This is a genomic window from Enteroscipio rubneri (assembly GCF_002899715.1).
In the GTDB taxonomy this organism is placed as follows: Bacteria; Actinomycetota; Coriobacteriia; order Coriobacteriales; family Eggerthellaceae; genus Enteroscipio; species Enteroscipio rubneri.
In genome coordinates, this window is record NZ_PPEK01000002.1 from 103,999 (window position 1) to 127,762 (window position 23,764).

Genomic DNA, 23,764 nt, shown 5'->3' on the forward strand with positions numbered 1-23,764 from the left:
GCTTCCTGCGCTACCGGAACCACGAGAGCGGCCCGCGAACTGGCGGGCCGCTCTCGTATTCGCCTTGTATTCCGCTTGTCCTACACGATGCCCTGGGCCATCATGGCGTCGGCGAGTTTCTTGAAGCCGGCGATGTTGGCGCCCATGACGTAGTTGCCCTCGTGGCCGTACTCGCGGGCCGCGTCGTCGGCCGCGTGGTAGATGTTCTTCATGATGCTCTGCAGCTTCGTGTCAACCTCCTCGAACGTCCAGGACAGACGCTCGGAGTTCTGGGACATCTCGAGGCCGGAGGTGGCCACGCCGCCGGCGTTGGCAGCTTTGCCGGGACAGAAGACCACGCCGTTGTCCATAAGGTAGTCGGTGGCGTCCATCGTGGTGGGCATGTTCGCGCCCTCGGCGACGATCTTCGCGCCGTTGGCCACGAGCTGCTTGGCATCGTCGATCAAAAGCTCGTTCTGCGTGGCGCAGGGCAGGGCGATGTCAACGGGTACACTCCACACGCCGCGGCCTTGTGTATATACGACGCCCTCCTTGCGCGCGGCGTATTCGGAGATGCGGCCGCGCTCCACTTCCTTGATCTGCTTCACCAGCGCGAGGTCGATGCCTGCCGGGTCGTGGATCCAGCCGGTGGAGTCGGAGAGGGTGACCACTTTCGCGCCGAGCTGCTGCGCCTTCTCGGTGGCGTAGATGGCGACATTGCCCGAGCCGGACACGGCAACCGTCTTGCCCTCGAAGGAGTCGTCATGGCAGTTCAAATACTCCTGAACGAAGTAGACGAGCCCGTAGCCGGTGGCCTGCGTGCGCGCCAGCGATCCGCCGTAGGACAGGCCCTTGCCTGTGAGCACGCCTTCCCACACATTCTTGATGCGCTTGTACTGGCCGAACATGAAACCGATCTCGCGGGCGCCTGTGCCGATATCGCCGGCCGGCACGTCGGTGTCGGCGCCGATGTGGCGGAACAGCTCGGTCATGAAGCTCTGGCAGAAGCGCATGATCTCCATGTCCGATTTGCCCTTGGGGTCGAAGTCGCAACCGCCCTTGCCGCCGCCCATGGGCAGGGTGGTCAGGCTGTTCTTGAAAATCTGCTCGAAGCCGAGGAACTTGATGATGCCGAGGTTCACCGATGGGTGCAGGCGAAGCCCTCCCTTGTAGGGCCCCAGGCAGCTGTTGAACTGCACGCGATAGCCGCGGTTGACGTGCACGTTGCCTGCGTCGTCGGTCCAGGGCACGCGGAACATGATGACGCGCTCGGGTTCGACGATGCGTTCGAGCAGCGCCGCCTTCTCGTAGGCGGGATTCGACTCGATGACCGGCTCGAGTGAGGTGAGCACCTCGGTGACGGCCTGAATGAACTCGGGCTCGTTGGGGTTCTTGGCCTTCACCTGCTCGATGACGCGTTCGACATAACTCATCTTCGTGGGACCTCCTTCAGGGGGAAATGCGCTAACCACTCTATTATAAAGAGGGGGACGGTCGGGAAATCGTTATTTAAAGAACTTGAAACAAAAGATTCGAGAACGGTTGTGGATGTGGAGGACGATGGTCGCGCAAGCCGCAAAGCCGCCCGACTGCAAGTCGTGTGGCTTTGCGGCTTGCGCTTGAGAGCTCGATGCGTGGGATCGTGCAATTCATGCGGACGAGAACATGTACTCATGCCCGGTTGCTTGTAAGCCGAGCTATCTCTTCTTGATGACCTTCGTGACGCGTTTCGCCTTTTTGAGCGTGGGCTTCTCGCGTTCGACCGCAGCCATCGTGGTGAAGACAAGTGCCGCCAAGACGATGTTGACCACGGATACGGGGTCGGGCACGTGCACGACCAAAAGCGCTGCGAGCTCGTAGAGGATCGAGCCGATGCCGATCACCGCGATTATACTCGTGATAGCTCGCGGGCTGCGCTTATCGTACATCCAGTTGAAACCGATGAAATTGGCGCAGAAGCTCAGAAGCGCCGTGAAGAGGCAGAGCAAGCCTTCGACTCGGAGCAGGAAGGCGAAATCGAAGCCGTTCAGCTGTGTTCCGCCTCTCATTTCCACGTCGAGGTTGCCGACAAGAAAGAACTCCTGATTCTGTGCGTAGGCGAAAACCGTGCAGAAAATGCCGATCAGCACGGCGATGATAGCCCACACAAACAGAGCGTTGAACAGGCGATGCATCCTCGTTCGGATGCGCGTCATAGGGTAACCGTCATCGCCGATCTCGACACCGTCGGCATCGAACCAGACAATGTGCGGTTTGCGCTCGGGCTTCGGCTCGTCAACGAGCCCGGTCTTCTTTTTCTTTCGTGCCATAGAAGGCGGCCTTCCTTCTTGTCGCCGAGGTTTCGGAATAGGTGCTAACAGGGATCATGGTACCAAAAGGCGCAGGTTGTTCGGTGCGCGATCGCATTCTGCGGCGCGTTCACCGCACAAACGACAGCTTTCTATCTGGTGTCCTGCGGCGCCGTGGCGCTTTCGGCTGTCCGGGGAAGAGAAGAGGGCTTCGATGCACGAAGCCCTCTTCTGGGAAACGTTGTTCGAGGATGAAGAAAAAACGTTTACTTGTCCAGCAGACCCTTGGTGATGTCCTCAAGCGTACGACCGCGCGTCTCGACGCCGAAGATCGCAAGCCAGATGGCCATGAAGATGGCCAGCGCGGAGTTGATAACGTACGCACCGAGCGTGCCCATGGGGCTTGCCACGAAGAACGCGATCCACATCGGGCTGAAGATACCGCCCAGACGACCGAAGGCGTTCGCCACACCGGCACCGCGAATACGGCAGGCGGTCGGGAACGGTTCGGACAGATAAATCGCCGACGTGGTGACGGAGTTCGTGAACGTGCACACGCACACGAGGAATCCGAAGAACATGACCAGAGCAGGCTGGTCGGTCGGCAGCATGGACCAAATGGGACCCAGGATGGCGATCAGAACGAAGGTCACGATCAGGATGGTCTTGCGGTTGACCTTTTCGACGTAGAACGTCAGAAGGCCGACGCCCACCGGGATGCCCAGCTGCATGACAACGGTCATGAGCGTGGAGAGGCCCGTGTCGAAGCCGTTCGCCTTCAGGATGGTCGGCGTCCAGGAAATGACCGTGTACACCAGGACGTTCATGACGAAGCAGAGGAACATGGCCGTGAGCGTGCGGGTGATCATCTTCTTGGTGAAGAGGAACTTCCACGGCAGCTGCGTCACGTTCTCGGCATGCTCGCGGCGCTCGATCTCTTCGGCGGGGACTGGCGGAAGCGCCACGCCCTTGGAGGCGATCTTGTTCTCGAGGTTCGACACGATCTTGCCAGCTTCCTCGTTGCGGCCCATGAGGGCGAGCCAACGAGGCGACTCGATCAGGTAGAAGAAGCACAGCACCATCACGACTGCACCGAGGACGCCGCAGAAAACGAACACCTCGCGCCAGCCGGCGATCGGCAGGATGATGAGGTTCATCACAGAAGCGAAGAGCGTACCGCAGTTGGCGATGAGGCCGACGTAGGACTGGTACTTGCCGCGCTTCTGTGGAGGCGTGAACTCGGTCAGCGCCGAATAGCCCGCCGGGAACGCGGCACCAAGGCCGACGCCCATGAAGAAACGGCATCCGGTGAGGAAGTTCGCGTCGGGAGAGGCGGCTGCCACGAAGCAGAATACGGTGAAGAGGCTGCCGCAGACGAGAACCGCCTTGCGACGTCCGATACCGTCGGAGATGGCGCCGGCCAACAGGCCGCCGATCAGGTATCCGACCATCGTAATGGAGTTGAAGAAAGCGAACTGTTCAAGCGTCATGAAGCCCTGATCTTGCAGGACCATGCCGATGGGTCCGCCGACACCCATATCGACGGAGTCGCAGAACGTGAGGCCGGCAAGCAACCACATAACCTTTTTGTGGAAGCCGGAGATCGGGATGCGGTCAAGACGCGCTGCGATTCCGTGGAACGAAGTGTTCGCATCAGCTGAAGCCATTACAATCACCTTCCTTTCTAAAATCCGCCCTGGCGCAACGACAGGGCACGGGGGATGGGGTTCCTGCAACCGTCGCAGGGAGCGGGGATGCAAGATGGGAGTGGGAGTTTCATCCTCTTGAAACGTCTCCGGGTACGGCTCCGACCGAATTGAGGGTACTGCGTCTCTCGCAACAGTTTCGCAACAAAGATTGCTTCCTCCCCTTATTTGTGATCGCGAACCGCAGTGTATTATAGGGAGATTCTAAGGATTATCAACACCTTTACGGACATTTAGAACGTTTTGGGTGATTTCTTGAATCAGCATCTCATTCCGATTGAATGCGTTTCCCGAGGGGACGCCCTCGAGGGGCTTCAGGTTGTCGTTGGCTGCGCAAAGCGTTCACGCCGTTACCGCATCGCTTGCGCAGGGTCGCCGCCGCAGAAGCCTCCTTCGATCCGCCAAGGAGGGTGCAGGGGCGGGGCTCATCTTCGGGCGTACTACAATATGAAGTGTCCGAGGGGGAGTTGGAGGGGTTTTGGCGACGACGAGTAAGGCCGCATTCAATCCGACGCGGGCTTGGGAGCTTGCCGGATTGGCGTTTTTGTGGCCGTGTCTGCAGTCCTCGGGTTTCTACCCGCTATCGGTGGTTCCATCGATAGCGTCGATGGATGCTGCGACGGTTGCTTTTTTCCATCTGTGCTATTCCATCGAGTTGATCGTCGCTTTCGCCGTGATGATCGCGCTTCGAAGGCGGCTCGAAGCCCTGTTCCGATCGAGTCGGACGATCCCCGTGCTCGGCGGGTTCCTTGGCGCGGTCGGTCACGCTCTCCTGATCGCCTGCGAAGCAGGGTCCTCCTCTTCGCGCATTCTCATTATGGCGGGCATGCCGCTTGTCGCGACATTCGAAGCTGCGTTTGTACTGCTCTGGGGGTGTCGGCTCTCAAGCGATGGCGGAGGCCGGGCGGTGCTCGGTATTGCCATCTCGTTCGCGGCATCGCAGCTGGGGCTGATCGTGGTTTGCAGCGGTTTTTTGCCCTATGCGCCGTTTCTTCTTGTGTGCGCGGTTTGTACGGGAATGTGCGCGGCTTTTTCGGCGCGTGGCGCGTCATTGTCGCGCACGTTCGATCTATCGTCCATGCGACAGCTTCCATGGCGCATGGCTGCGCTCATGATGCTGCTCGTCTACTTTTGCGTCGTCTACGTCCGTCTGCGGATTCCCGAGTTCTCGGGGGATGCGTCGATGTCCAGCAAGTTGTTCGCATCGGTTTTGTGCTTGTGTACTTTTTCCGCAGTGGTGCTCTGTCTCCGACGATTCGCAGATCCGGAGAGCGGGCTCGTTGTGGTGTTCATCATCTTGGCCAGCGTGTATATGGTAGGCCTTTTGATGGTCGCCCTCTTCCCCGACGACGGAAGCGTGCTCGCGCGGCGCGTGTTGATTGCCGGTGAGCACTGCGTGGAGGTTTTCATCTGGATGACCTTCGCTTACGCCGCCGCCCGCAAGCGTTTGTCCGCGGTCCTCGCATTCGGCATCCTCGGTATTCTCTTAGTTGCTTTGCCGTGGATGCTCTCCTTCGATTTCCGCTATCTCGTGCCCATCGCGGAAAGCGTCGTATCGAGCGATGCCCTCAATTCGGTGGTGACGGTGGCGTTGTGCGTGACAGCCTTGGGAACGATCGCGTACCTGAGCGTGTATGCGCTGCAAATCGCTCGGAAAGCTTCCGAGGATGCTCATTCTTCGCACAACGAAGCCGCAAAGAGGGCTTTCGCGAATGTGGGACTGACGGAACGGGAATTGGAGGTGGGGATCCTAGTTTACCGCGGCTACAGCGCGAAGCGGATTGCCGAGATGCTCTACGTTTCTGAGCCGACGGTGAAAAGCTACACGTCGCGCGTATATCGCAAGATCGGCGTCCATTCGAAGCAGGAGCTGATCGGCTTCGTGGATGGGCGGGATCTTTTCATGTAGCGCGTCCTCTCTCGTATCGCGCCGGTGCTGTTCTGTGAGGCGAACGGGCCGCCGAGCCTCGGTTTGGCCCTGCGGCCCGTTCGCCTCGCGTCTGTTCGATTATCTGCCGTAGTTGATGCCGAAGCTTACTTCGGCATCTTGCAGGCCGATGGAATCGGTGGGGCAGTTGAGCCAGCATTGGCCGCAGGTTTGGCAGCTTTGCACGTAGGCTATAACCGACTTCATATGGTCGGCGTCCATGCGGAAGACGTCCATAGGGCACACGTTCACGCATGTCTCGCATCCGATGCATGAGTCGAGGTTTTGACGAATGACTGACATCAGGCCATCCTTTCGTTCGTGGTTTTCTTCTTGTGTGAGGATCGGTTCAACCGGAGAGGCTAGTTTGCCTCGGGGTAATGCAGCTTGGCGTCCAGGGGATTCTGCGGCACGGGATAGCGGGCGAGGTAGTCTGCGTTCACGTCGCCCGTCCAACGTTCGGGCAGATCGACCTTGCCCCATGAAATGCTGCCGTCTTCGCCTTTCGTCATGGTGAGGAAGTACAGGTACTTGTCGTCGCGCGACGGATAATCTTTGCGGTAATGGTGTCCGCGTGATTCTTTGCGCTCGAGTTTCGCGCGCACTTTCAGCTCCATGGCGAGCAGAAGGTGCTCGGCTTCGTGAGCCTGCCGCAGCGCGTGTCCAGACTGGGCGTAAATCTTGTCTTTAACGAGGTCGCGCAACGTGGTGATGTTCGTCAGCGCCGCGTTGAGGGTCTCTTCGGTCGCACCTCCCCAGTTCATCCATCCCGGAGCCATGATAGAGTGCAGCACTTCCTTGATCCATTCGGGATGGTAGCCGCGCTCCAATGTGGTGGGCTGCAGTGCCTTTTCCTTGAGCTGATCCACCGCGGCTTGCGGAAGCGTCACGTCGCCGACGCCGTCGGCGTACTGGGCGGCGTAGGTTCCGGCATGGAAGCCCTGCACGCTCATGAAGCTGGAAGTGGAGCCGCGCTGGGCTCCGTAGCAGGGCCCTCCGACGTAGCAACCGTTGGTGCCGTCGCCGGCGGCATAGAGGCCGGGCAGGCCGGTCGCGCAGGTGAGGTCGTCCACGCCACACCAGATGCCCGCCGCCGTGTGCACGCTCATGCCGACGGCGGCTCCGTAGACGTGCCCCTTCGGCAGGGGGCTGGTCATCTTGCCTTTGCGCGGATCGCTCTCGTTGCCGTTGGTGCTGGCGACCGATGCCGCCGCCCCGCTCTCTTCGCCGTCCATGAGCGTGATGTCGTTGTATTCCAGGTTGAAGCCGTTCGCGAATTCGGTGTAGCGCTCGTTCACCTTCTTCTGCTTGCTCATCGATTCCGCGCTCACGGTGCCGCCGGTCGGCCAGACGGGCTCGAGGTAGGGGTAGGCGTTGTTGGTGAGGGAGTTCGAAGGCGCGTAGCTCGTGGTCATGTGGAAATCCTCGAACTCCAGACCCGTGATGGGCAGGCCGTGGTTGTAGCCGATCCACACGCCATCGTAGGTGTCGGAGCCTATCGGATAGCCCATGGGCTTGATCACGCCGTTGCCCGTGGCCAGAACGACCGCCTTCGCGGCGATGGAGACGAACGTCTCGCTTTGGTAGTGCAGGCCCACGGCGCCCATGCAGACTCCGTTCTCCTCCACGATGTCGGTGATCATGATGTGATCGAGGGTGGTCACCCCGTTGTCGTCGAGGACCTGGCAGAACACGCGGCGACGGTCGGGAACGGAATTCTTGTAGCCCTTGAGGTCGTCGTGGTAGATGTTACCGTCAACCCAGAATTCGGTGTCGGCGGCGCGGTCGTAGGATTGGATCCAACCCCATTGCTGCAGGCGTTCGAACGCCTCCTTCGACTCCGCGCACCACGCATCCTCCCAATTCAGATTCGCAAAGCAATCGCAGCTGTTGCGCATGTAGTGATCCCAGGTATCCATATCGGCGTCCAGCTCGGGATCGTAATAGGCCGTGCAGCTGGGCCATGCGGAAAGCCCGCAATAGCCGGGAGTGCCTTTTTCGGCGAGGATGACACTCTTGCCCGCTGAAGCCGCGGCGTAGGCGGCATTCAGGCCGGTGAGGCCTCCGCCTACCACGAGTACGTCGCAGGTGTATTCGGTGGTGGGTGGAGCCTCGACGGCGGGTGTCGGGTACTCGCCTCGTCGCGGCAGGTAGGTGATATCGGCGGTGGTGTCGGGAACAAGCCCATCGGCGCTTGCGGTCATACGGGTATCGCCGGCGAATGTTCCCGGTCCATCGGAGTCGGCGCCGTCCGCCTCGGAGCTTTTCTGCGGAGCGCATCCGGCCAGGCCGAGCGTTCCCATCGCTCCGATCGCACCCGCTGCCACGGTCGCATTGCGGATAAACGCCCTCCTTGAGACGCCTGAGCCGCCCGGCACGCCTGAGCCGCCCGGCGTTTCTAGTGGTTGAACGGTTTTCTTCATAGTGATCCCTTTCGTTTCTCGACTTTCCGCTGCGTTGGAGCGCGAACCCCCTCGCCGCAGTGCAACCATAGGAAAAGCGGCTCAAGCGGGGAATATACGTTTCGTATATTTCGCGATCCTATACAAAGCGGATGGCGTCGAAGCGCTTCTTTCTGCCGAGGCGTGCGTGCGGCGGACTCCTCGCTGCTGTGCGTGTAGCAAGGAAGCGGCTTGTCCGGCGAAAGGCCGCGATTGCGGCGAAGCCCGCGGGCCGAGAAAAGGAGGCAATGATCCCCGATCGCGTGTTTCACGTGAAACATTTGTTTGCCGAATGAGGAGCCACAAGGCGACGCGTCGAGGGTTTGCTATACTGGCGGCTATGGACGATCTGCATGAGAGCGCCTGTGAAGGCGAGTCGATAGAAGAGGGACACGGCGGCGGCATCCTGGGAGGCGGCGGCTTCGTGAGCGATGGCGGAGGCGGCGTGGAGCGCCTCTTCTCGGATGTCGTAGCGAGCGTTCCCGACGGCAGCATCGAAGCCTCCGATGCGGGCGGCTTCGAGCGCTGGGACGCCGACGAACCAGCCGATGCCGAGGCCGCCGAGCGCCTCGAGCGCGAGGGCCGCCGCCGGCCCGCGCTCAACCGCGCCGTGCGCGAGCGCGGGGATGGCTCCGCCGACGATGCGCTCGCCGCCAAGCTCGAGCGCATCAAGCAGGAGCTGAACGCCGTGCCCACGCTGCCGGGCGTGTACCTGTGGAAGGACAAGTCCGGCCAGGTCATCTACGTGGGCAAGGCGAAACAGCTGCGCGCTCGCATGCGCCAGTACGTGAACTACCAGGACGAGCGCGCGAAGATCCCGCTTCTGGTCGACCAGATCGACAGCTTCGACTACCTCGTGGTGGAGAACGAGCACGAGTCGCTCGTGCTGGAGAAGAACCTCATCAACCAGCATGCCCCGTTCTTCAACGCCGACTTCAAGGACGACAAGTCCTACCCCTTCATCGCGCTCACGAAGGGCGACGTCTTTCCCGCCATCAAGTACACGCGCGAGAAGCACCGCCCCGACACCAAGTACTTCGGCCCCTACACCGACAGCCGCGCCGCCCGCGACATGGTGGACATCGCCCGCCGCGTCGTGCCGCTGTGCGCCACGTCGTGCGCCGATTGGCGCGGACTCAAGCGCCGCCTCGACAAAGACCCGCTCGCCCTGCTCGACCGCGACGCGCGCCCGTGCTTCGACGCGCACGTGGGCCTCGGCCCCGGCGCGTGCTGCGGCGGCATCACGCCCGAGGAGTATCGGGTCAACGTCAAGCGCATCGAGCGCTTCCTGTCGGGTCAGCACCGCGAGTTCGTCGACGAGCTGACCGAGGAGATGCAGACCGCCGCCGCCGAGCTCGACTTCGAGCGCGCGGCGCGCATCAAGGCCCGCATCGACACGATCAACAGCCTCACCGACAGGCAGCACGCGGTGTCCACGCGCAACCTCGACGCCGACGTCGTGGGCCTGTTCCGCGAGGAGACGGTGGCGGGCGTGCACGTGTTCATGGTGCGCGAGGGACGCATCATCAACTCCAACGAGTTCGTGCTGAACCGCGGCAAGGACGTGCCCGACCAGGACCTGCTGCACATGTTCCTCCTGCGCTACTACGACGCCACCACCTCCATCCCGCATGAGGTCATCCTGCGCGATGAGCCCGAGGATAATGACGCCATGGAGGCATGGCTCACGGAGAAGCTGGCCAGCCCCCATGGCGCCAAGGTGCGCATCTGCGCTCCGCAGAAGGGCGAGAAGGCCGAGCTCGTTGGCATGGCCGAGACGAACGCGAAGCACACGCTCATGCGCTACAAGGTGCGCACGAACTACGACGACAAGCGCATCAACAACGCGCTTCTGCAGCTGGAGAGCGCGCTCGCCCTCGACGAGCCGCCCATGCGCATCGAGTGCTTCGACATCTCCACCATCCACGGCTCCTACACGGTGGCCTCGATGGTGGTGTTCACGAACGGCAAGCCCGACAAGAATCAGTACCGCCGCTTCAAGATCAAGACGCCGCTCGACGAGGCGAACGACTTCCTGTCCATGCAGGAGGTCATGAGCCGCCGCTACGCGCCCGAGCGCATGGCCGACGAGCGCTTCGGCAGCAAGCCCGACCTCATCATCCTCGACGGCGGCAAGCCGCAGCTGTCGGCGGCGCTCGAGATGTTCGAGCAGATGGGCATCGACGACATAGCGCTGTGCGGTTTGGCCAAGCGCGACGAGGAGCTGTTCGTGCCGTGGCAGGACACGGGCCCCGTCGTGCTGCCCAGCGGCTCGGCGTCGCTCTACCTCGTGAAGCAGGTGCGCGACGAGGCGCACCGTTTCGCCATCACGTTCCACCGCGAGCTGCGCGGTAAGGGCATGACGGCCTCCATCCTCGACGACGTGACGGGTTTGGGCCCGGTGCGCAAGAAGGCGCTGCTTAAGCACTTCAAGTCCTTCAGGAACCTGAAAGGCGCCACGCTCGAGGAGATCAAGGAGGCGCGCGTCGTGCCGAACGAGGTGGCCGAGGAGCTCTACCGCGTGCTGCAGCAGTATAATAACGAGCGGAAGGACGAGCGCGTCGTGGGAGGCGAGGTCGACGAGGTCGTCCGCGCGCCCGCCATCGATGCGACTGACGGCCTGGACGCTGCCGATGCGCTCGACGAGCGTGCGGCCGCCTGCCCGCCCGCAGGCGAGGGCCCGGCCGGCACCTGGTCGCCTGTCGTGGACGAGGCGGTACGGGTTGCCGTGCAGGGTCGCAGCGAGCAAGAAGACATGGAAGGATGACGGTATGGCTGATGTGAATGCCGGATTGGCGGACATGCCCGAGTTGGTTGTAGTGAGCGGCATGAGCGGAGCGGGGCGCACCGAGGCCATGCACGCTTTTGAGGATCTAGGTTACTTCTGCGTCGACAATCTGCCCTCGAGTCTTATCGGCAACTTGCTTGAACTCACCGGAATGCCGGGCCAGCCTGATGCAAAGCGCCGTCTGGCCGTCGTGTGCGATGCTCGCAATCGCGATTTCTTTACAAACTTGAACAGCGAGCTGAAGAAGCTCAAAGCGCTCGGCATCTATTATAGGGTGCTCTTCCTCGATGCTGACGACGAGAAGTTGGTTGCGCGCTACAAGTCGAGCCGCCGCCGACACCCGCTTTGCACGGACGGCTCCTCCATCGCGCAGGGTATCGAGCGCGAGCGCGACTTGCTGTTCGAGTTGCGCGAGAGCGCCCATCACGTGGTAGACACCACCGACATGCTCCCTGCGCAGCTCCGCGCGACCATTCGGGCTCTGTTCGCACCCGGTTCCGAGCAGCAGGGACTGTCGGTGACCGTCTACTCGTTCGGGTTCAAGCATGGTGCGCCGCTCGACGCCGACCTCGTCATGGACGTTCGCTTTCTGCCGAATCCCTACTACGAGCCGCAGCTGCGTGGCCTCACGGGCCTCGATAAGCCGGTTCGCGATTTCGTGCTGTACCGTCCCGAGACCGAAGAGTTCGAAGCGCGCTGGCGGGCGCTGCTCGACTGCGTCATGCCCGGCTACGTTGCCGAGGGCAAGCAGCAGCTCGCCATCGCTGTGGGATGCACCGGTGGGCAGCACCGCTCTGTTGCGCTCGCGGAGTCTACAGGCGACTACCTGAAGACGAAGGGCTACCGCGTGAGCATCGCGCATCGCGACCTGGCGCTTGCCGAGGGCGCCGACGGGCGCCTTATCGCCGATCCGCGAGCAGCGGCGCCTGGCTCGTTCGAGGATCCGTGCTCCACGGGGCCGGCCTCGGACGATTCTGCGAGTCGCGTGCTCTCGCCGGATTCGAAGGCATAGGATGTCGACGATGGAAATGCCTGCATTCAGTCACGATCCTTCAGCTACCGCTGCGTTCGCGGCGCTCGAATCCGAGCGTTCGGTCGTCGTGCCTGGCGAGCGCCTCCGTGCTGTCGTCATAGGTGGAGGCACGGGCGCTCCGGTATCCATCAGGACGCTTTTGTCCATGGGATTGGAGACGAACGCCGTCGTGGCGATGGCCGACGATGGAGGCTCCACCGGCATCCTGCGCGAGGAGGCCGATGTGACGCCGCCGGGCGACGTGCGCAAATGTATCGCCGCCATGGCCTCCGATGCGAGCGATCCGCTCACGCGCGCATTCAAGTACCGATTCTCCTTCGCACGCAACCATACGCTCGGCAATCTCATGCTCTCGGCGCTCGAGGATGCGGCAGGATCGTTCCCCGAAGCCGTCGCCATCTGCGAGCGGCTGCTGAACGCGCGCGGGCACGTGTACCCCTCCACGCTCGATCGGGTGACCCTTGTCGCGCGAACGCGCGACGGCCGCTACATCGAGGGCCAGGCGGTCGCGTGCCATTCCCGCACGGCGCTTGATCAAGTGGCGCTCAGCGCTGCCGATCGCATCGTTCCCTATGCGCCGGCTCTCACAGCCATCCGCGAGGCCGACCTCATCGTGTTGGGTCCGGGATCGCTCTTCACATCCATCATCCCGAACCTCCTGGTACCTGGCGTCGTCGATGCCATTCGCGCTTCGAAAGGCGCTACCTTGTTCGTGTGCTCGCTCGCCGATATGCAAGGCGAGACGTGGGGTCTGACGGCACGCGAGCATGTCGAGGCTCTTATGGATCACGGGATGCAGGGGCTCGTGGACTACATGCTGGTTCATACTGTCGTACCCCTCCGGCCCGATAGCCCGGCGACGGGTCTGTTCAGCGCTGTCACGGGCGCAGAACCAGAGCATGCCTCGACATCTGGGATGGACGATGCGGTGCTGTCCGGGCGCATTCGCCCTGTACGCGTGAGCTATCATGACGTGCAGGCCATTCAGGCGCAGGGACCGGTCGTTATTGCTCGCAACCTGGTGGATCCGATCCGTCCGACGTGGCACGACCCGAAGGCTCTGCGCGACGCGTTCTCGGGGGTGTTGAAGCTATGTCGTTCACGTCGGAGGTAAAAGACGAGCTCGCACGCGTTCCCCCGGCGTGCACGCATTGCGAGAAAGCGGCGCTTGCCGCACTCGTGCGCATCGAGGGGACACTGTTCCTCAGCGGGCAGGGAGCCTATCGGCTTGAGGTGGCCACCGACGCTCCCGGCGTCGCACGTCTGATTATCAGACTCCTTCACGAACTCTACCATGTTAAGACCCATCTCACCGTGCGTCGCAGCGTGCTGCACAAGACCCCGAACTACTTGATCGAGGTGCCGTCGCAGCTGCATCTGGCCGAGTCCCTCGCGGATATGGGAGTGCTTGCCGACGACGGCGGACTCGAGATGGGGGTCAAGCCTGACCTTGTCGAGAAGCAGTGCTGCTCGGCCGCCTACCTACGCGGTGCGTTTCTAGGCGGCGGGTTCGTCGCCGATCCGCGCGGCGATTTCCACTTCGAGATCACGGTCGAAAACGAGGCTTTAGCCGAAGGCATCGTGGAGCTGCTCGACCAGAAGGGCATCAAGGCGCGCATCATGCAAAGGCGCAGTTCCTACATGGTCTACCTCAAAAGCGGCAGCGCCATTCTGGAGTTCCTTGCCTTTACGGGCGCACATCAGAGCGCGCTCGCTATGGAAAACGCACGCGTTATCAAAAGCGTCCGCAACGATGTGAACCGCATGACGAATGCCGAAGTGGCGAATCAGGCAAAGGCCGCGAGTGCGTCGGTGGATCAGCTGTTCGCCATACGCGTCGTGCTCGAGGCTCACGGTATGGAGAACCTGCCGCCCGCCTTGCAGGAGTTCATCAGGTTGCGGGTGACGTACCCCGATGCCACGATCAAAGAGCTTGGTGAACGCGCAAACCCGCCGCTGTCGAAATCGGCGGTCTACCATCGCGTGCGCCGCATCGAGCAGATGGCGAAGGAGGCGCGAGGGTAGGGCGCTCTTCGGGATACCGACGGACTTGATGCGGCGAGGCGGCGCACGCGCGGGCTCGCCGTACGCCGAGCCCGCCGGTCCCGCAGCTCACACACGTCCACGCGCAAGCCAATGAGCGTTGATCGGACAGATGCTTTCCGAGATGTTCAGCAGTACCTCCCGAAAGATCGTGATCTGGTCGGCCTGCTCGTTCTTGCGCCAGATGAGGTGGTAGGGGAAAGCCGCGTCAGGCTCTTCGATGGGCAGGGGAAGGTAGTCATCCAGCGAGCCGGGAAAGAGCCGCTTGGAGAAATTCGAGCGCGGGGTCACCAAGATGCTTTCCTCCAGATTCGAGAACGAGAAATCGCGCGTTGAGTCGGCGAAGATAAGCTCTTGCTCGACAACGACGCCATGGCGGCGGAAGAACTCGTCCACGGCAAGGGTTCCGCGCGCGAAGCCGAGGCTGCCGATGGGGTGTACGACCAACCGTCCCTCCAGATCATGCACGGATATTGCTTCGCGATCCGCCAGCGGGTGCTGGCGACTCACGATGGCCACCAAAGGCACCGTTGCCAGAATGCACGAATCGCAGCGCGGATCGGTCTCTTCGTCTTGCAGGGCGACCTCGACAAACAGATCGATCTGCCTCGACGCAAGCTGATCGAAGGGCGACTGGGTGCCGCAATGCGCCAAGGAGAGCGTGAAGCCGGGATCGTGCGCAGCCAGATATGCTTTCGCCTCGGACACCAACCTCACCATAGCGTCGTCCTCGATGCTCCCCGCCAGGCGGACTTCGCGCGTCGCGGATCTCACGTGCCGTTTGGCCTCATCGTAGAGATTGAGCATCTTCTGCGCGTCGATGCTGAAGACGCGCCCCTGCGAGGTCAGTTCGATCCCCTGGAGGTTGCGTTTGAACAGCGTGCAGCCGAATTCCTTTTCAAGCGCGGCCATGTGCTTGCTCAACGAGGACTGCGTGAGATTGAGGTACTTGGCTGCTGCGGTGAAATTCATATGCCGAACAACGACGAGAAACTCGTTCAGATAGCTTGAATTCATGTCCCTCTCCCCGCGAGGCGCTTCGTTTTGGAATGGCATGATTCCATTGCGCGATCGCATTGCGCTCGAATCGTCATGTCTTTGATTCCCCTTCTGGTAAGTATAAATGATTTCAGAGGCATCGTCGTGAAAGGGGGACGTGCCAAAAGACAGCGAATACGAGCAATCTTGAGGCTCGGGGGGATTCGAGAGGCGCTCTGAGCCGTCGATCGAAGAGGAGGAGATGCAACTTGTCAACGAATACCATGAGTCGGCGCACATTCGCCAAGGTGGGCGTCGGATCGGCCCTCGCCGCGGTTCTGGCTCCGGGCTCACTGACCGGATTGGAGCAGGCGAGCGCCGAAGAGCTCAATGCCGACAACGGAGAGGTCAAGCGCATCCGCAGCCACTGCCGCGCCTGCGGAAAGATGGAATGCCCGATCTGGGTCAGCGTGAAGAACGGGCGTGTGATCAAGATCGAGGGGGACGAGTCGGCTATTTCGTCGCATGGCAACTGCTGCTGCAAAGGCCGCGGCGCCATGCAGGCGCTATATCATCCCGACCGCATCAAGTACCCGATGAAGCGCACGAATCCCAAGGGCGAGGATCCCGGCTGGGTGCGCATCTCGTGGGATGAGGCCATCCAGCAAGCGGCCGACGGGCTGAGGAAAATCGTCGAGGATCCGAAAAACAACGGGTGGCATTCCATTAAGATTCTGCACGGCACCGGCCGTACCACCACATACGCCACCGAGAGTCTGCCGGCGGTGGTGGGGACTTCCAATCAGGGCTCGACCGCGGGGCAGGTATGCAAGGGTCCGCGTATTGCAAGCGGCGCGATGATCGCCTATGCATCTCCGCACTGGGTGGCCAGCAACGATGGTGCGAAGTGCTTCTTCCAATGGGGTACCAACCAGGAGGTTTCGAACTACGACACGGCCGGCAAGGTGGCCGCTGAGATGAAGTCCAATTCCGAGGTGTCGATCTGCGTTGGCCCGCGGCTGCAGAATCTGGGCAAGGAGTGCGACTATCAGCTGCATCTTCGGCCCGGCACCGATGATGCACTTGCGCAGGCCCTGATCAACGTCATCATTCAGAATAAAACCTACGACGAGCTGTTCATCAAGCGCTGGACCAACGGCCCCATGCTCGTGGTGGACGATCTCGAGCCGAGCGGGTTTGCATGGACGAACAAGTACGAGATGCCCGGCGCCTATCCACTCAATATACGCACCCGTCTGCTCAAGGAGAGCGATATGGTGGAGGGCGGTTCGCCGCAGAAGTTCGCGGTGTGGAACGCCAGGCAGGGCAAGGTCACCTTCTTCGACGCGCCGTCGGGTTTGTGGGAAGGCGAGACGGGCCCGACGTATCCCGACCCGGAGAAGGACTGCGAGGTGCTGCATCCCAGCTACCTGACTCCCGAGGACGACAACTACGACGACACCGCTGCTTTGAACACGATCGATCCGGGCTTTCCCGAGGCGCTTAACCTCGACCCGGCGCTTGAGGGGGAGTTCGAGGTCACGCTGAAGGACGGCAGGACGGTCAGGGCCGTCCCTGTGTGGCAGCGGTTCGCCCAGCGCGTGGCGTACTGGACGCCCGAGCGCGCCGCCGAGCATTGCTGGCTTGACGCCGACCTGATCCGCGAGACGGCGCTTGCCTACAGCAAGGAGCCGGGCATGGGCGGCATCATGTACAACCTACCCATCGAGCATACTGGCAACGCGACCGAGACGTGCCGCACCATCTTGTGCCTGAGCGGCGTCACCAACAATATCGACACGTTCGGCGGCAATCGCGGAAGCGACCTGCTCTACTTCTTGTACAACACCTATTTCCAGTACCATACGCCCTTTGTCGACAATAAACTGACGCCGGACCAATCGGGCCAGTGCGCCGGCGCGGTGGGCGAGGACGGCACGCCGGGCGCGGGGCGCTTCCCGCTCATCCCCTGGGCCGGCCAGGTGGGCAACGCAGCTATCTTCCACGATCAAACCACCTGCACCGACCAAATCATGTCGGGCAAGCCCTATCCCATCCGCGGCATGATCTCATGCACGGGCAGCCACTTCCATTCCGGCAACGCCGTTGCCAACTGGGAGGCATTCAAGACGCTCGATTTCTACCTGGGCTGGGAGCTGTGGTGGACGCCGACCATCGAGCTTGCCGACATCGTCTTGCCGGCGCGCCACTTCTTGGAGAATACGTGCGTGCGCGCTTCGCAGAACGGCGAAGGCGGTTTCGGAGCCATGGTCAAGATCGTCGAGCCGATGGCTGAAAGCAAGTGGGACAGCCTCTCCCTCATCAACGAGCTGGCTCCCGCGCTCGGCGCACCCTGGTGGCCCGCGGATAAGTCGCAGGTCCCGTTCCTCGGGCAGTTCGGCGACGCGCAATGGCCAACCGAGGAGCAGGCGCTCGACATGTCGGTCATCACCATGAAGCCCATGGACTTCATGGGTGGACACGTCATGCAGGCGGGCGGCCCGACCGAGCTGGGGCTTGACGGCGCCCCGTTGCAGTTCGACAGCTACCAGGATTTCTGCGACAAGTTCCAGGAGCATGGGCAGTGGTCGCTCAAGAAAATGTCGCCGTTTGGCTATTACAAGCGCTATCTGTGGGGTTGGCTGCGCTCGGTTGAGGGGTACTTCGATTCCGAGAGCGAGGACTTCATGGTGACCGGTAAGCCCGGTCCGCTCGGATTCCCCACGCCGACGGGCAAGTTCGAGTTGTGGTCGACCGTCTTGGAGTCATACCCCGCCGACACGCAGGGCGTGGAGCGCGAGGTCGGCCTTGAGGACGATTACCTGGCGGCTCTGCCGATCGTGCGCGAGCCCTACGAGAGTCCCTATCAGACCCCCGAGGTCTACGAGGAGTATCCGCTCATCATGACCACCGGGCACCGCAACCCACTGTACTTCCATAGCGAAGGCCGTCAGCAGCCCTACATGCGCGAGCTCTACCCCGTGCCGCATTTCCAGATTCACCCCGACACGGCCGCCCAGCTCGGCATCGAGCAAGGCGACTGGTGCTGGATCGAGTCGCGCCGCGGAAGGGTCCGCGAGACGGCCGATCTGTTCGCCGGCATCGACCCGAGGATCATCGAGGCGGATCACGGCTGGTGGTATCCCGAGCTGCCCGCGCCGAAACACGGCTGGGATCTCTCGAACGTCAACGTCCTGGTCGATCAGTACGCCCAGGACCCCGTTCTGGGCAGCACGACTCTGCGCGCCTATCTGGTGAAGGTTTACAAGGCTACGCCGGAGAACTGCCCGGACGGCCATGTGGTGCCGCGCGATCCCGACACCGGGATCGAGATCATCACCTCGGGCGACGATCCGCGTCTGAGGGAGTGGATGCCCCTGACCGAAGAAGAGAAGGAGGCGCTGTAATGCAGTATGCGATCGTAACCGAATGCAACAAGTGCGTATGCTGCTATGCATGCACGGTTGCCTGCAAAGTGGAGAACAACCCGCCTCTGGGCAACCATTGGACGAAGATCCTGCGCGTCGGCCCCAATCCCATCAACGAAGGCGATACGTTTCCCGACGTGGAGATGTACTACCTGCCGATGAAGTGTCAGCACTGCCGCACGCCGGAATGCGTGAGCGTCTGCCCTACGGGCGCCTCGCAGAAGCTGGAAGACGGCACCGTGCAGATTGACAAAGAGAAGTGCATCGGATGCCAATTCTGCGTGATGGCGTGCCCCTATGATGTGCGCGCGCTCAACAAGGAAACGAAGGTCGTCGAGAAGTGCACGATGTGCGAGCAGCTGATCGCGGCCGGCGGGCAGCCGGAATGCGTGAGCGCCTGTACCGGAGGCGCCCTGCACTTCGGCGACCTCGATGACGCGTCGAGCGAGGTATCAAAGCTGGTCGCCGAGGCGGGCGACAGGGCCCATACCCTGCCCGACGTCGGCAACGGGCCGACAAACATCTATATCCTCGACAAGCAGAAATGGAGGCTGTGAACATGGAGCTCCAGTGGCCTCTCGTAGTCTTCACCACATTCATATGCCTGTCCGCCGGGACGTTCGGGTTCATCTCCGTCGCCTCGATGAAGAAGGAGTATGCGCGCATACAGCTCCCCGGCCTCATTACGGCGTTTGCCGCGCTCGTGATCGGAGGACTGGCAAGCGTTCTGCACCTCCAGACGCCGGCGCGCTACTTCGGCCAGTTCGGCAATATCACGTCGGGCATCAACCAGGAGCTCATCGCGCTTGGCCTGGTTGCCATCACCATGGTGGTCTACTTCGTGCGGCTCAGGCGAAAGGGCGATGTCGGAAGGGCGGTCAAAGTCGTCTCGGCGCTGCTCTCGGTCGTGCTCGTGCTCGTGATGAGCCATTCCTACATGATGGCGTCCATGCCCGCATGGAACACCATTTTGCTGCCGCTGTACTACCTGTTGGATGCCGCCTCGCTGGGAGCGCTTGTCATGGCGCTGCTCATGGCCGTCTGCACGGAGGATGACACGGCTTGCTCGAAGGCGATCGTCGTCGCGATTGCGGCCGTCGTCCTGCTCGCGCTCGCAGTCGTGGCCTTCGCTGTCTTTTTCTGCTCGCTTGCCGGCGCCGGATACACGCAGGCGATGCACGTCGATCTGCTGACGGTGCCTCCTGTCGATCCCGCCTCGATTGGCGAGCGGATGCTCTCGGGCGATCTTGCCATGCTGTTCTGGGGCGGCGTCGTGGCGGTGGGACTCGTCCTTCCGCTGGCGGCCCTGGTCGTCTCGCGCAAGGCACCCCGGGCAAGCGTTGGGGCGACGGCGACGGCGGTCGTCCTGGTTCTTCTGGGCGGGCTGGCCTTCCGCGCGTTGCTCTACTGCGCCGGCGCCTCCCTGCTGGTTTACTGACATTGAGCGATTCCGCGCGCCCGCCTGCCACGCGCACGGGCGCGCGGATACGCGCGGCACCTGAGAGGATGCAGTTATGGAAGCAACGAATTTGGCGGAGCTTGACGACGCCATGCGCCATCGTATGGAGATGTACGCCTTGCTGGCGCGCCTGTACCGCGAAGAAGTCGACGGGGATCTTCTGCAGATGCTGCAGGAAGGCGGCGTGACGGTCTCTGGGGACGCATCGCTTGACGAGGGATTGTATCTCATGCGGCGCTATCTCGCATCGTCCGATGCATCGACGCTCGATCTGGCGAAAGACTACGCCAAGGTATTCTGCGGCGCCGCTTCGACCAACAAGACCGCGGCCTATCCCTACGAGTCGGTCTTCACGAGCGAGAAGGGCCTTCTCATGCAGGAGGCTCGCGACGAGGTGCTTGCGTGGTACCACCGTTACGGCCTCGGGCGAAGCGAACGGTATCACGAGTGCGAGGACCACGTTGCGCTCGAGTTCGAGTTTTTCGCATTCCTCATCGGCAAGTATCTCGATGCGTCCGCGTCCGGGCAAGCGGCCTCGGCCGAACAGCTGCTGGCCGCACAGCGGGATTTCATGCAGGGACACCTGGTCAATTGGGTGCCGGCGTTCTGCCGGCACGTGAACCTCCGAGCGAAGACGGACTTCTATCGCGGCTTGGCGCAGTTGACGGCGGCCTACGTGAAGCGGGATTTCGCCGCATTGAAGGAGACGGCGGGCGCATTCGCGAGCGCGGAGCGGTGCTAGCATGGCTGGCGAAGCGGGCTCGGCGAAGCCGAAGGCGCCTCATGGCCCGAGCATGGGCCGCCGGGATTTCGTGTACGCAGCCGGCGCGATAGCGGGATTGGCGTGCGTGGGCGGCGCCGCGAAACTCGCGCCCGGAGACGAGAGTCTGATTCGACCGCCGGGAGGCGGCGACGAACAGGAGTTTTTTGCCCGGTGCACGCGCTGCGATCGCTGCCGCAGCGCGTGTCCCACCCGGGTCATCGCGCCGGCGACGCTCGAGGACGGACTGCTCTCAATTCGAAGCCCCAAGATGAACTTCAAGTTGGGATGGTGCAATTTCTGCGGGGCGTGCGCCGAAGTCTGTCCGACCGGCGCGCTTGCGACGTCGGGCGGCGCGCGCTTCGCGTTCGATCCGATGCCCGATGACGAGTTCTTCGAAACGTCGCTCGTGCTGGGGCATGCGGTTGTCAACGAAGACCGCTGCATCGCCTGGAAGGGGCAGAGCGCATGTGTTCTGTGCTCGCAGGCGTGTCCCTACGAAGCGATATCGCTTGACGAGTACGACAGGCCTGTGGTCGATGAGAACGCATGCAACGGCTGCGGGGTCTGCGAAAACCGCTGTCCGTCCTCCCGGCTGTTGAGCTATGGGGGAGGGGATGTGCGCGGCATCGAGGTGGAGCCTGCGCTCGTGCGCTGACGGAGCACCTCTCCTTCGAGAAAGAGTGCGTGTCATGAAAAGAAAGATTCCGGTGACGTATCTCCGCGTGGCTGCCATGCTTTTGTTTTTTGCGCTCGTGCTTGTCGGGCTTGCGACGAACCTTGCGCCGGGTACCCCGTCCTCGTTCGGATTCGGCAGCATCGCGGCGATATGTCCGCTCGGCTCGCTTGAGGTGCTCATCGCATCGAAGACGTTCATCCCGCTGGCGGTGGCCTCCTTGGCGTGCCTGATCATCATCGCCTTCGTGCTGGGCAAGGTGTTCTGTGGCTGGGTCTGTCCCGTGCCCCTGTCCCTGCTGCTCGCCCCGAAAAAGGAGCGCGAGCTTTCCCGCGAGGCCGACGACGAGGACGGCGACCCCGTCTTGTCGCATCCTCATCCCGAGACGAGGGCGCGCCCTCGTTTTGATTCACGCTTCGCGGTGCTTTTGGGTGCGCTGGGTTCAACGGCGGTGTTCGGATTTCCGGTTTTCTGTCTTGTGTGCCCGATCGGCCTGACGTTTTGCCTCGTCATCGGGCTGTGGCGGCTCATTGGTTTCAACGAGCCATCCTGGCTGCTCATCGTGTTCCCGCTGCTTCTCGCCCTCGAGCTGTTCGTGTTCAGAAGGTGGTGCCATAAGATATGCCCCCTGGGCGCGATCATGTCGCTCGCGAGCAGTCTGAACACGCGGCTGCGGCCCCATGTTGATCGAAGCAAGTGCCTGCGCACCACCGAGGGCATCGCCTGCACCCGATGCAAAGACGTCTGCTTTGAGGAAATCAACCTGCACGACGTTGACCATTCAAGGCCCCTGTGCGAATGCACGAAGTGCAAGGACTGCTCGTCGGTTTGCCCGGTCGGCGCCATCAGTTTCGGCAAGACGAAGCAGCCACGTCCTTAAGACGCTGTCCGCTCAAACGCCATAAATCCATACATGCATGCTGTCTGCATACGCGCAGACAGCGGTTTTACGGCTGAAATCGGCCGTTCACCTTCGTGCTCGACATATCGGGCAGGTGGCGATCGAGAGACGCGGCTAGAATGGTGCGCGTTCGTGTTGTATCATCGTATTCGTGCCGTAATTGAGTAAGAGTATCTTTATGAAAGGGGATACGCATGGCAACCAAAGTAGGCATTAACGGATTCGGTCGCATCGGCCGCCTGGCGTTCCGCGCGATGGTGGACGATCCGGAGATCGACGTCGTTGCCATCAACGACCTCGGCGACATTCCGACGATGGCCCACCTGCTCAAGTACGATTCCATCCACGGGCGCGCCTTCGACACGGTCGAGGTCACCGAGGACGGCTTCGTGGCTGACGGCCATGCGGTCAAGGTGCTCTCCGAGCGCGAGCCGGCAAACCTGCCCTGGGGCGAGCTGGGCGTCGACGTCGTCGTCGAGTCCACGGGTTTCTTCACCGACGGCACGAAGGCCAAGGCGCACCTCGATGCGGGCGCCAAGAAGGTCGTCATCTCCGCGCCGGCTAAGAACGAGGACATCACCATCGTCATGGGCGTGAACGACGACCAGTACAACAAGGACGAGCACAACATCATCTCCAACGCTTCTTGCACGACGAACTGCCTGGCCCCCTTCGCGAAGGTGCTCATGGACAACTTCGGCATCAAGCGCGGCTACATGAACACCATCCACTCCTACACCAACGACCAGAAGATCCTCGACCTTCCCCACAAGGACCTGCGCCGCGCCCGCGCGGCCGCCATGTCGATGATCCCCACCACCACGGGCGCGGCCCGCGCGGTATCGCTCGTACTGCCCGAGCTCAAGGGCAAGCTCGACGGCTTCGCCACCCGCGTTCCCACGCCGGACGGCTCAATGGTCGACCTCACGGTGGAGCTTGAGAAGGACGCCACCGCCGAGGAGATCAACGCCGCGATGAAGGCCGCCGCCGAAGGCCCGCTCAAGGGCATCCTGGAGTACACCGAGGACCCGATCGTCTCCATCGACATCGTGGACAACCCGCACTCCTCCATCTTCGACAGCAAGCTCACCATGGTGCTGGGCGGCGAGGGCAACTTCGTCAAGTGCATCTCCTGGTACGACAATGAGTGGGGTTACTCGAACAGGGTTAAAGATTTGGTTAAAATCCTTCTGTAGAAGATTTTAACCAAATCATGACGCTGCGGGGCACTGTGGCACCCGATCTTCGCACGATGCCGCGGACTCGCGTACCCAAGTACGCGTCGCCCGCGCCATCCCGCGAACCTCGGGCACCACAGTGCCCCTCGCTGTCTTACTAGTGCCAACCTGTTCGACAA

At 62.0% G+C, this 23,764-nt stretch carries 18 protein-coding genes; 12 read left to right on the plus strand and 6 right to left on the minus strand.

Annotated features, from left to right (window positions below; translation table 11 throughout):
* Positions 1 to 80: 80 nt before the first annotated feature.
* The 3 genes from gdhA to C2L71_RS03215 form a co-directional block, all read right to left on the minus strand.
* On the minus strand, positions 81 to 1,412 hold the full coding sequence (gene gdhA / locus C2L71_RS03205; RefSeq protein WP_103264351.1) for an NADP-specific glutamate dehydrogenase: 1,332 nt from the start codon (positions 1,410 to 1,412) through the stop codon (positions 81 to 83).
* A 264-nt stretch (positions 1,413 to 1,676) separates the two neighbouring features.
* Positions 1,677 to 2,288, minus strand: coding sequence for a hypothetical protein (locus tag C2L71_RS03210; protein WP_103264352.1), 612 nt, complete (start codon positions 2,286 to 2,288; stop codon positions 1,677 to 1,679).
* 245 nt (positions 2,289 to 2,533) lie between these two features.
* Positions 2,534 to 3,934 carry an MFS transporter gene (locus tag C2L71_RS03215; protein WP_103264353.1) on the minus strand — a complete coding sequence of 467 codons (1,401 nt, stop codon included), beginning with the start codon at positions 3,932 to 3,934 and terminating at the stop codon, positions 2,534 to 2,536.
* Positions 3,935 to 4,451: 517 nt separating this feature from the next.
* On the opposite strand from C2L71_RS03215, the gene C2L71_RS03220 reads away from it, so the two are divergent.
* Positions 4,452 to 5,882: a helix-turn-helix transcriptional regulator gene (locus tag C2L71_RS03220; RefSeq protein ID WP_129588467.1), complete on the plus strand. Its 1,431-nt coding sequence runs from the start codon at positions 4,452 to 4,454 to the stop codon at positions 5,880 to 5,882.
* A 99-nt stretch (positions 5,883 to 5,981) separates the two neighbouring features.
* Here C2L71_RS03220 and C2L71_RS03225 read toward each other — a convergent pair whose 3' ends face one another.
* Both C2L71_RS03225 and C2L71_RS03230 read right to left on the minus strand, forming a co-directional pair.
* Positions 5,982 to 6,203 (minus strand): 4Fe-4S dicluster domain-containing protein, encoded by a 222-nt coding sequence (locus C2L71_RS03225; protein ID WP_103264355.1) that lies wholly within the window; start codon positions 6,201 to 6,203, stop codon positions 5,982 to 5,984.
* Positions 6,204 to 6,262: 59 nt separating this feature from the next.
* Complete coding sequence (locus tag C2L71_RS03230; protein WP_170042420.1) at positions 6,263 to 8,323, minus strand: FAD-dependent oxidoreductase; 2,061 nt, start codon at positions 8,321 to 8,323, stop codon at positions 6,263 to 6,265.
* A gap of 358 nt (positions 8,324 to 8,681) precedes the next feature.
* Here C2L71_RS03230 and uvrC point away from each other — a divergent pair, with 358 nt between their 5' ends.
* From uvrC to whiA, 4 genes are read left to right on the plus strand one after another with little or no spacing between them, the layout of a single operon-like run.
* Positions 8,682 to 11,108 carry an excinuclease ABC subunit UvrC gene (gene uvrC / locus C2L71_RS03235; RefSeq protein ID WP_239926275.1) on the plus strand — a complete coding sequence of 809 codons (2,427 nt, stop codon included), beginning with the start codon at positions 8,682 to 8,684 and terminating at the stop codon, positions 11,106 to 11,108.
* 4 nt (positions 11,109 to 11,112) lie between these two features.
* A complete protein-coding gene (gene rapZ / locus C2L71_RS03240) occupies positions 11,113 to 12,141 on the plus strand; it encodes an RNase adapter RapZ (RefSeq protein ID WP_103264357.1) in 1,029 nt (342 codons plus the stop codon).
* A gap of 1 nt (position 12,142) precedes the next feature.
* Positions 12,143 to 13,276: a gluconeogenesis factor YvcK family protein gene (locus tag C2L71_RS03245; protein WP_239926277.1), complete on the plus strand. Its 1,134-nt coding sequence runs from the start codon at positions 12,143 to 12,145 to the stop codon at positions 13,274 to 13,276.
* Positions 13,255 to 14,187, plus strand: a complete 933-nt coding sequence (whiA, locus tag C2L71_RS03250; protein WP_103264358.1) for a DNA-binding protein WhiA — start codon at positions 13,255 to 13,257, stop codon at positions 14,185 to 14,187. Before C2L71_RS03245 ends, whiA begins: the two co-directional genes overlap by 22 nt.
* A gap of 87 nt (positions 14,188 to 14,274) precedes the next feature.
* Here whiA and C2L71_RS11905 read toward each other — a convergent pair whose 3' ends face one another.
* A complete protein-coding gene (locus tag C2L71_RS11905; protein ID WP_170042422.1) occupies positions 14,275 to 15,222 on the minus strand; it encodes a LysR family transcriptional regulator in 948 nt (315 codons plus the stop codon).
* Between the two features lie 230 nt (positions 15,223 to 15,452).
* Here C2L71_RS11905 and C2L71_RS03265 point away from each other — a divergent pair, with 230 nt between their 5' ends.
* The 7 genes from C2L71_RS03265 (at position 15,453) to gap (ending at position 23,603) form a co-directional block, all read left to right on the plus strand.
* On the plus strand, positions 15,453 to 18,590 hold the full coding sequence (locus tag C2L71_RS03265) for a molybdopterin-containing oxidoreductase family protein (protein WP_129588469.1): 3,138 nt from the start codon (positions 15,453 to 15,455) through the stop codon (positions 18,588 to 18,590).
* Positions 18,590 to 19,168 carry a 4Fe-4S dicluster domain-containing protein gene (locus C2L71_RS03270; RefSeq protein ID WP_103264361.1) on the plus strand — a complete coding sequence of 193 codons (579 nt, stop codon included), beginning with the start codon at positions 18,590 to 18,592 and terminating at the stop codon, positions 19,166 to 19,168. The genes C2L71_RS03265 and C2L71_RS03270 overlap by 1 nt, the downstream gene beginning before the upstream one ends.
* A 2-nt stretch (positions 19,169 to 19,170) precedes the next feature.
* Complete coding sequence (locus tag C2L71_RS03275) at positions 19,171 to 20,049, plus strand: DmsC/YnfH family molybdoenzyme membrane anchor subunit (RefSeq protein WP_157938920.1); 879 nt, start codon at positions 19,171 to 19,173, stop codon at positions 20,047 to 20,049.
* 76 nt (positions 20,050 to 20,125) lie between these two features.
* On the plus strand, positions 20,126 to 20,812 hold the full coding sequence (locus C2L71_RS03280) for a TorD/DmsD family molecular chaperone (protein WP_103264363.1): 687 nt from the start codon (positions 20,126 to 20,128) through the stop codon (positions 20,810 to 20,812).
* A gap of 1 nt (position 20,813) precedes the next feature.
* The gene (locus C2L71_RS03285; RefSeq protein ID WP_103264364.1) at positions 20,814 to 21,488 is read left to right on the plus strand and encodes a 4Fe-4S dicluster domain-containing protein; all 675 of its coding nucleotides are present in this window, start codon (positions 20,814 to 20,816) and stop codon (positions 21,486 to 21,488) included.
* A gap of 34 nt (positions 21,489 to 21,522) precedes the next feature.
* Positions 21,523 to 22,386: a 4Fe-4S binding protein gene (locus C2L71_RS03290; RefSeq protein ID WP_170042424.1), complete on the plus strand. Its 864-nt coding sequence runs from the start codon at positions 21,523 to 21,525 to the stop codon at positions 22,384 to 22,386.
* Positions 22,387 to 22,601: 215 nt separating this feature from the next.
* Positions 22,602 to 23,603 carry a type I glyceraldehyde-3-phosphate dehydrogenase gene (gene gap / locus C2L71_RS03295; protein ID WP_103264366.1) on the plus strand — a complete coding sequence of 334 codons (1,002 nt, stop codon included), beginning with the start codon at positions 22,602 to 22,604 and terminating at the stop codon, positions 23,601 to 23,603.
* Positions 23,604 to 23,764 lie beyond the last annotated feature (161 nt).

Bases quoted from the DNA above. Each gene is read 5' to 3' on its own strand.
- gdhA (WP_103264351.1), bottom strand. From the start codon at position 1,412: ATGAGTTATGTCGAACGCGTCATCGAGCAGGTGAAGGCCAAGAACCCC.
- C2L71_RS03210 (WP_103264352.1), bottom strand. From the start codon at position 2,288: ATGGCACGAAAGAAAAAGAAGACCGGGCTCGTTGACGAGCCGAAGCCC.
- C2L71_RS03215 (WP_103264353.1), bottom strand. From the start codon at position 3,934: ATGGCTTCAGCTGATGCGAACACTTCGTTCCACGGAATCGCAGCGCGT.
- C2L71_RS03225 (WP_103264355.1), bottom strand. From the start codon at position 6,203: ATGTCAGTCATTCGTCAAAACCTCGACTCATGCATCGGATGCGAGACA.
- C2L71_RS03230 (WP_170042420.1), bottom strand. From the start codon at position 8,323: ATGAAGAAAACCGTTCAACCACTAGAAACGCCGGGCGGCTCAGGCGTG.
- uvrC (WP_239926275.1), top strand. From the start codon at position 8,682: ATGGACGATCTGCATGAGAGCGCCTGTGAAGGCGAGTCGATAGAAGAG.
- rapZ (WP_103264357.1), top strand. From the start codon at position 11,113: ATGGCTGATGTGAATGCCGGATTGGCGGACATGCCCGAGTTGGTTGTA.
- C2L71_RS03245 (WP_239926277.1), top strand. From the start codon at position 12,143: ATGTCGACGATGGAAATGCCTGCATTCAGTCACGATCCTTCAGCTACC.
- whiA (WP_103264358.1), top strand. From the start codon at position 13,255: ATGTCGTTCACGTCGGAGGTAAAAGACGAGCTCGCACGCGTTCCCCCG.
- C2L71_RS11905 (WP_170042422.1), bottom strand. From the start codon at position 15,222: ATGAATTCAAGCTATCTGAACGAGTTTCTCGTCGTTGTTCGGCATATG.
- C2L71_RS03270 (WP_103264361.1), top strand. From the start codon at position 18,590: ATGCAGTATGCGATCGTAACCGAATGCAACAAGTGCGTATGCTGCTAT.
- C2L71_RS03275 (WP_157938920.1), top strand. From the start codon at position 19,171: ATGGAGCTCCAGTGGCCTCTCGTAGTCTTCACCACATTCATATGCCTG.
- C2L71_RS03280 (WP_103264363.1), top strand. From the start codon at position 20,126: ATGGAAGCAACGAATTTGGCGGAGCTTGACGACGCCATGCGCCATCGT.
- C2L71_RS03285 (WP_103264364.1), top strand. From the start codon at position 20,814: ATGGCTGGCGAAGCGGGCTCGGCGAAGCCGAAGGCGCCTCATGGCCCG.
- C2L71_RS03290 (WP_170042424.1), top strand. From the start codon at position 21,523: ATGAAAAGAAAGATTCCGGTGACGTATCTCCGCGTGGCTGCCATGCTT.
- gap (WP_103264366.1), top strand. From the start codon at position 22,602: ATGGCAACCAAAGTAGGCATTAACGGATTCGGTCGCATCGGCCGCCTG.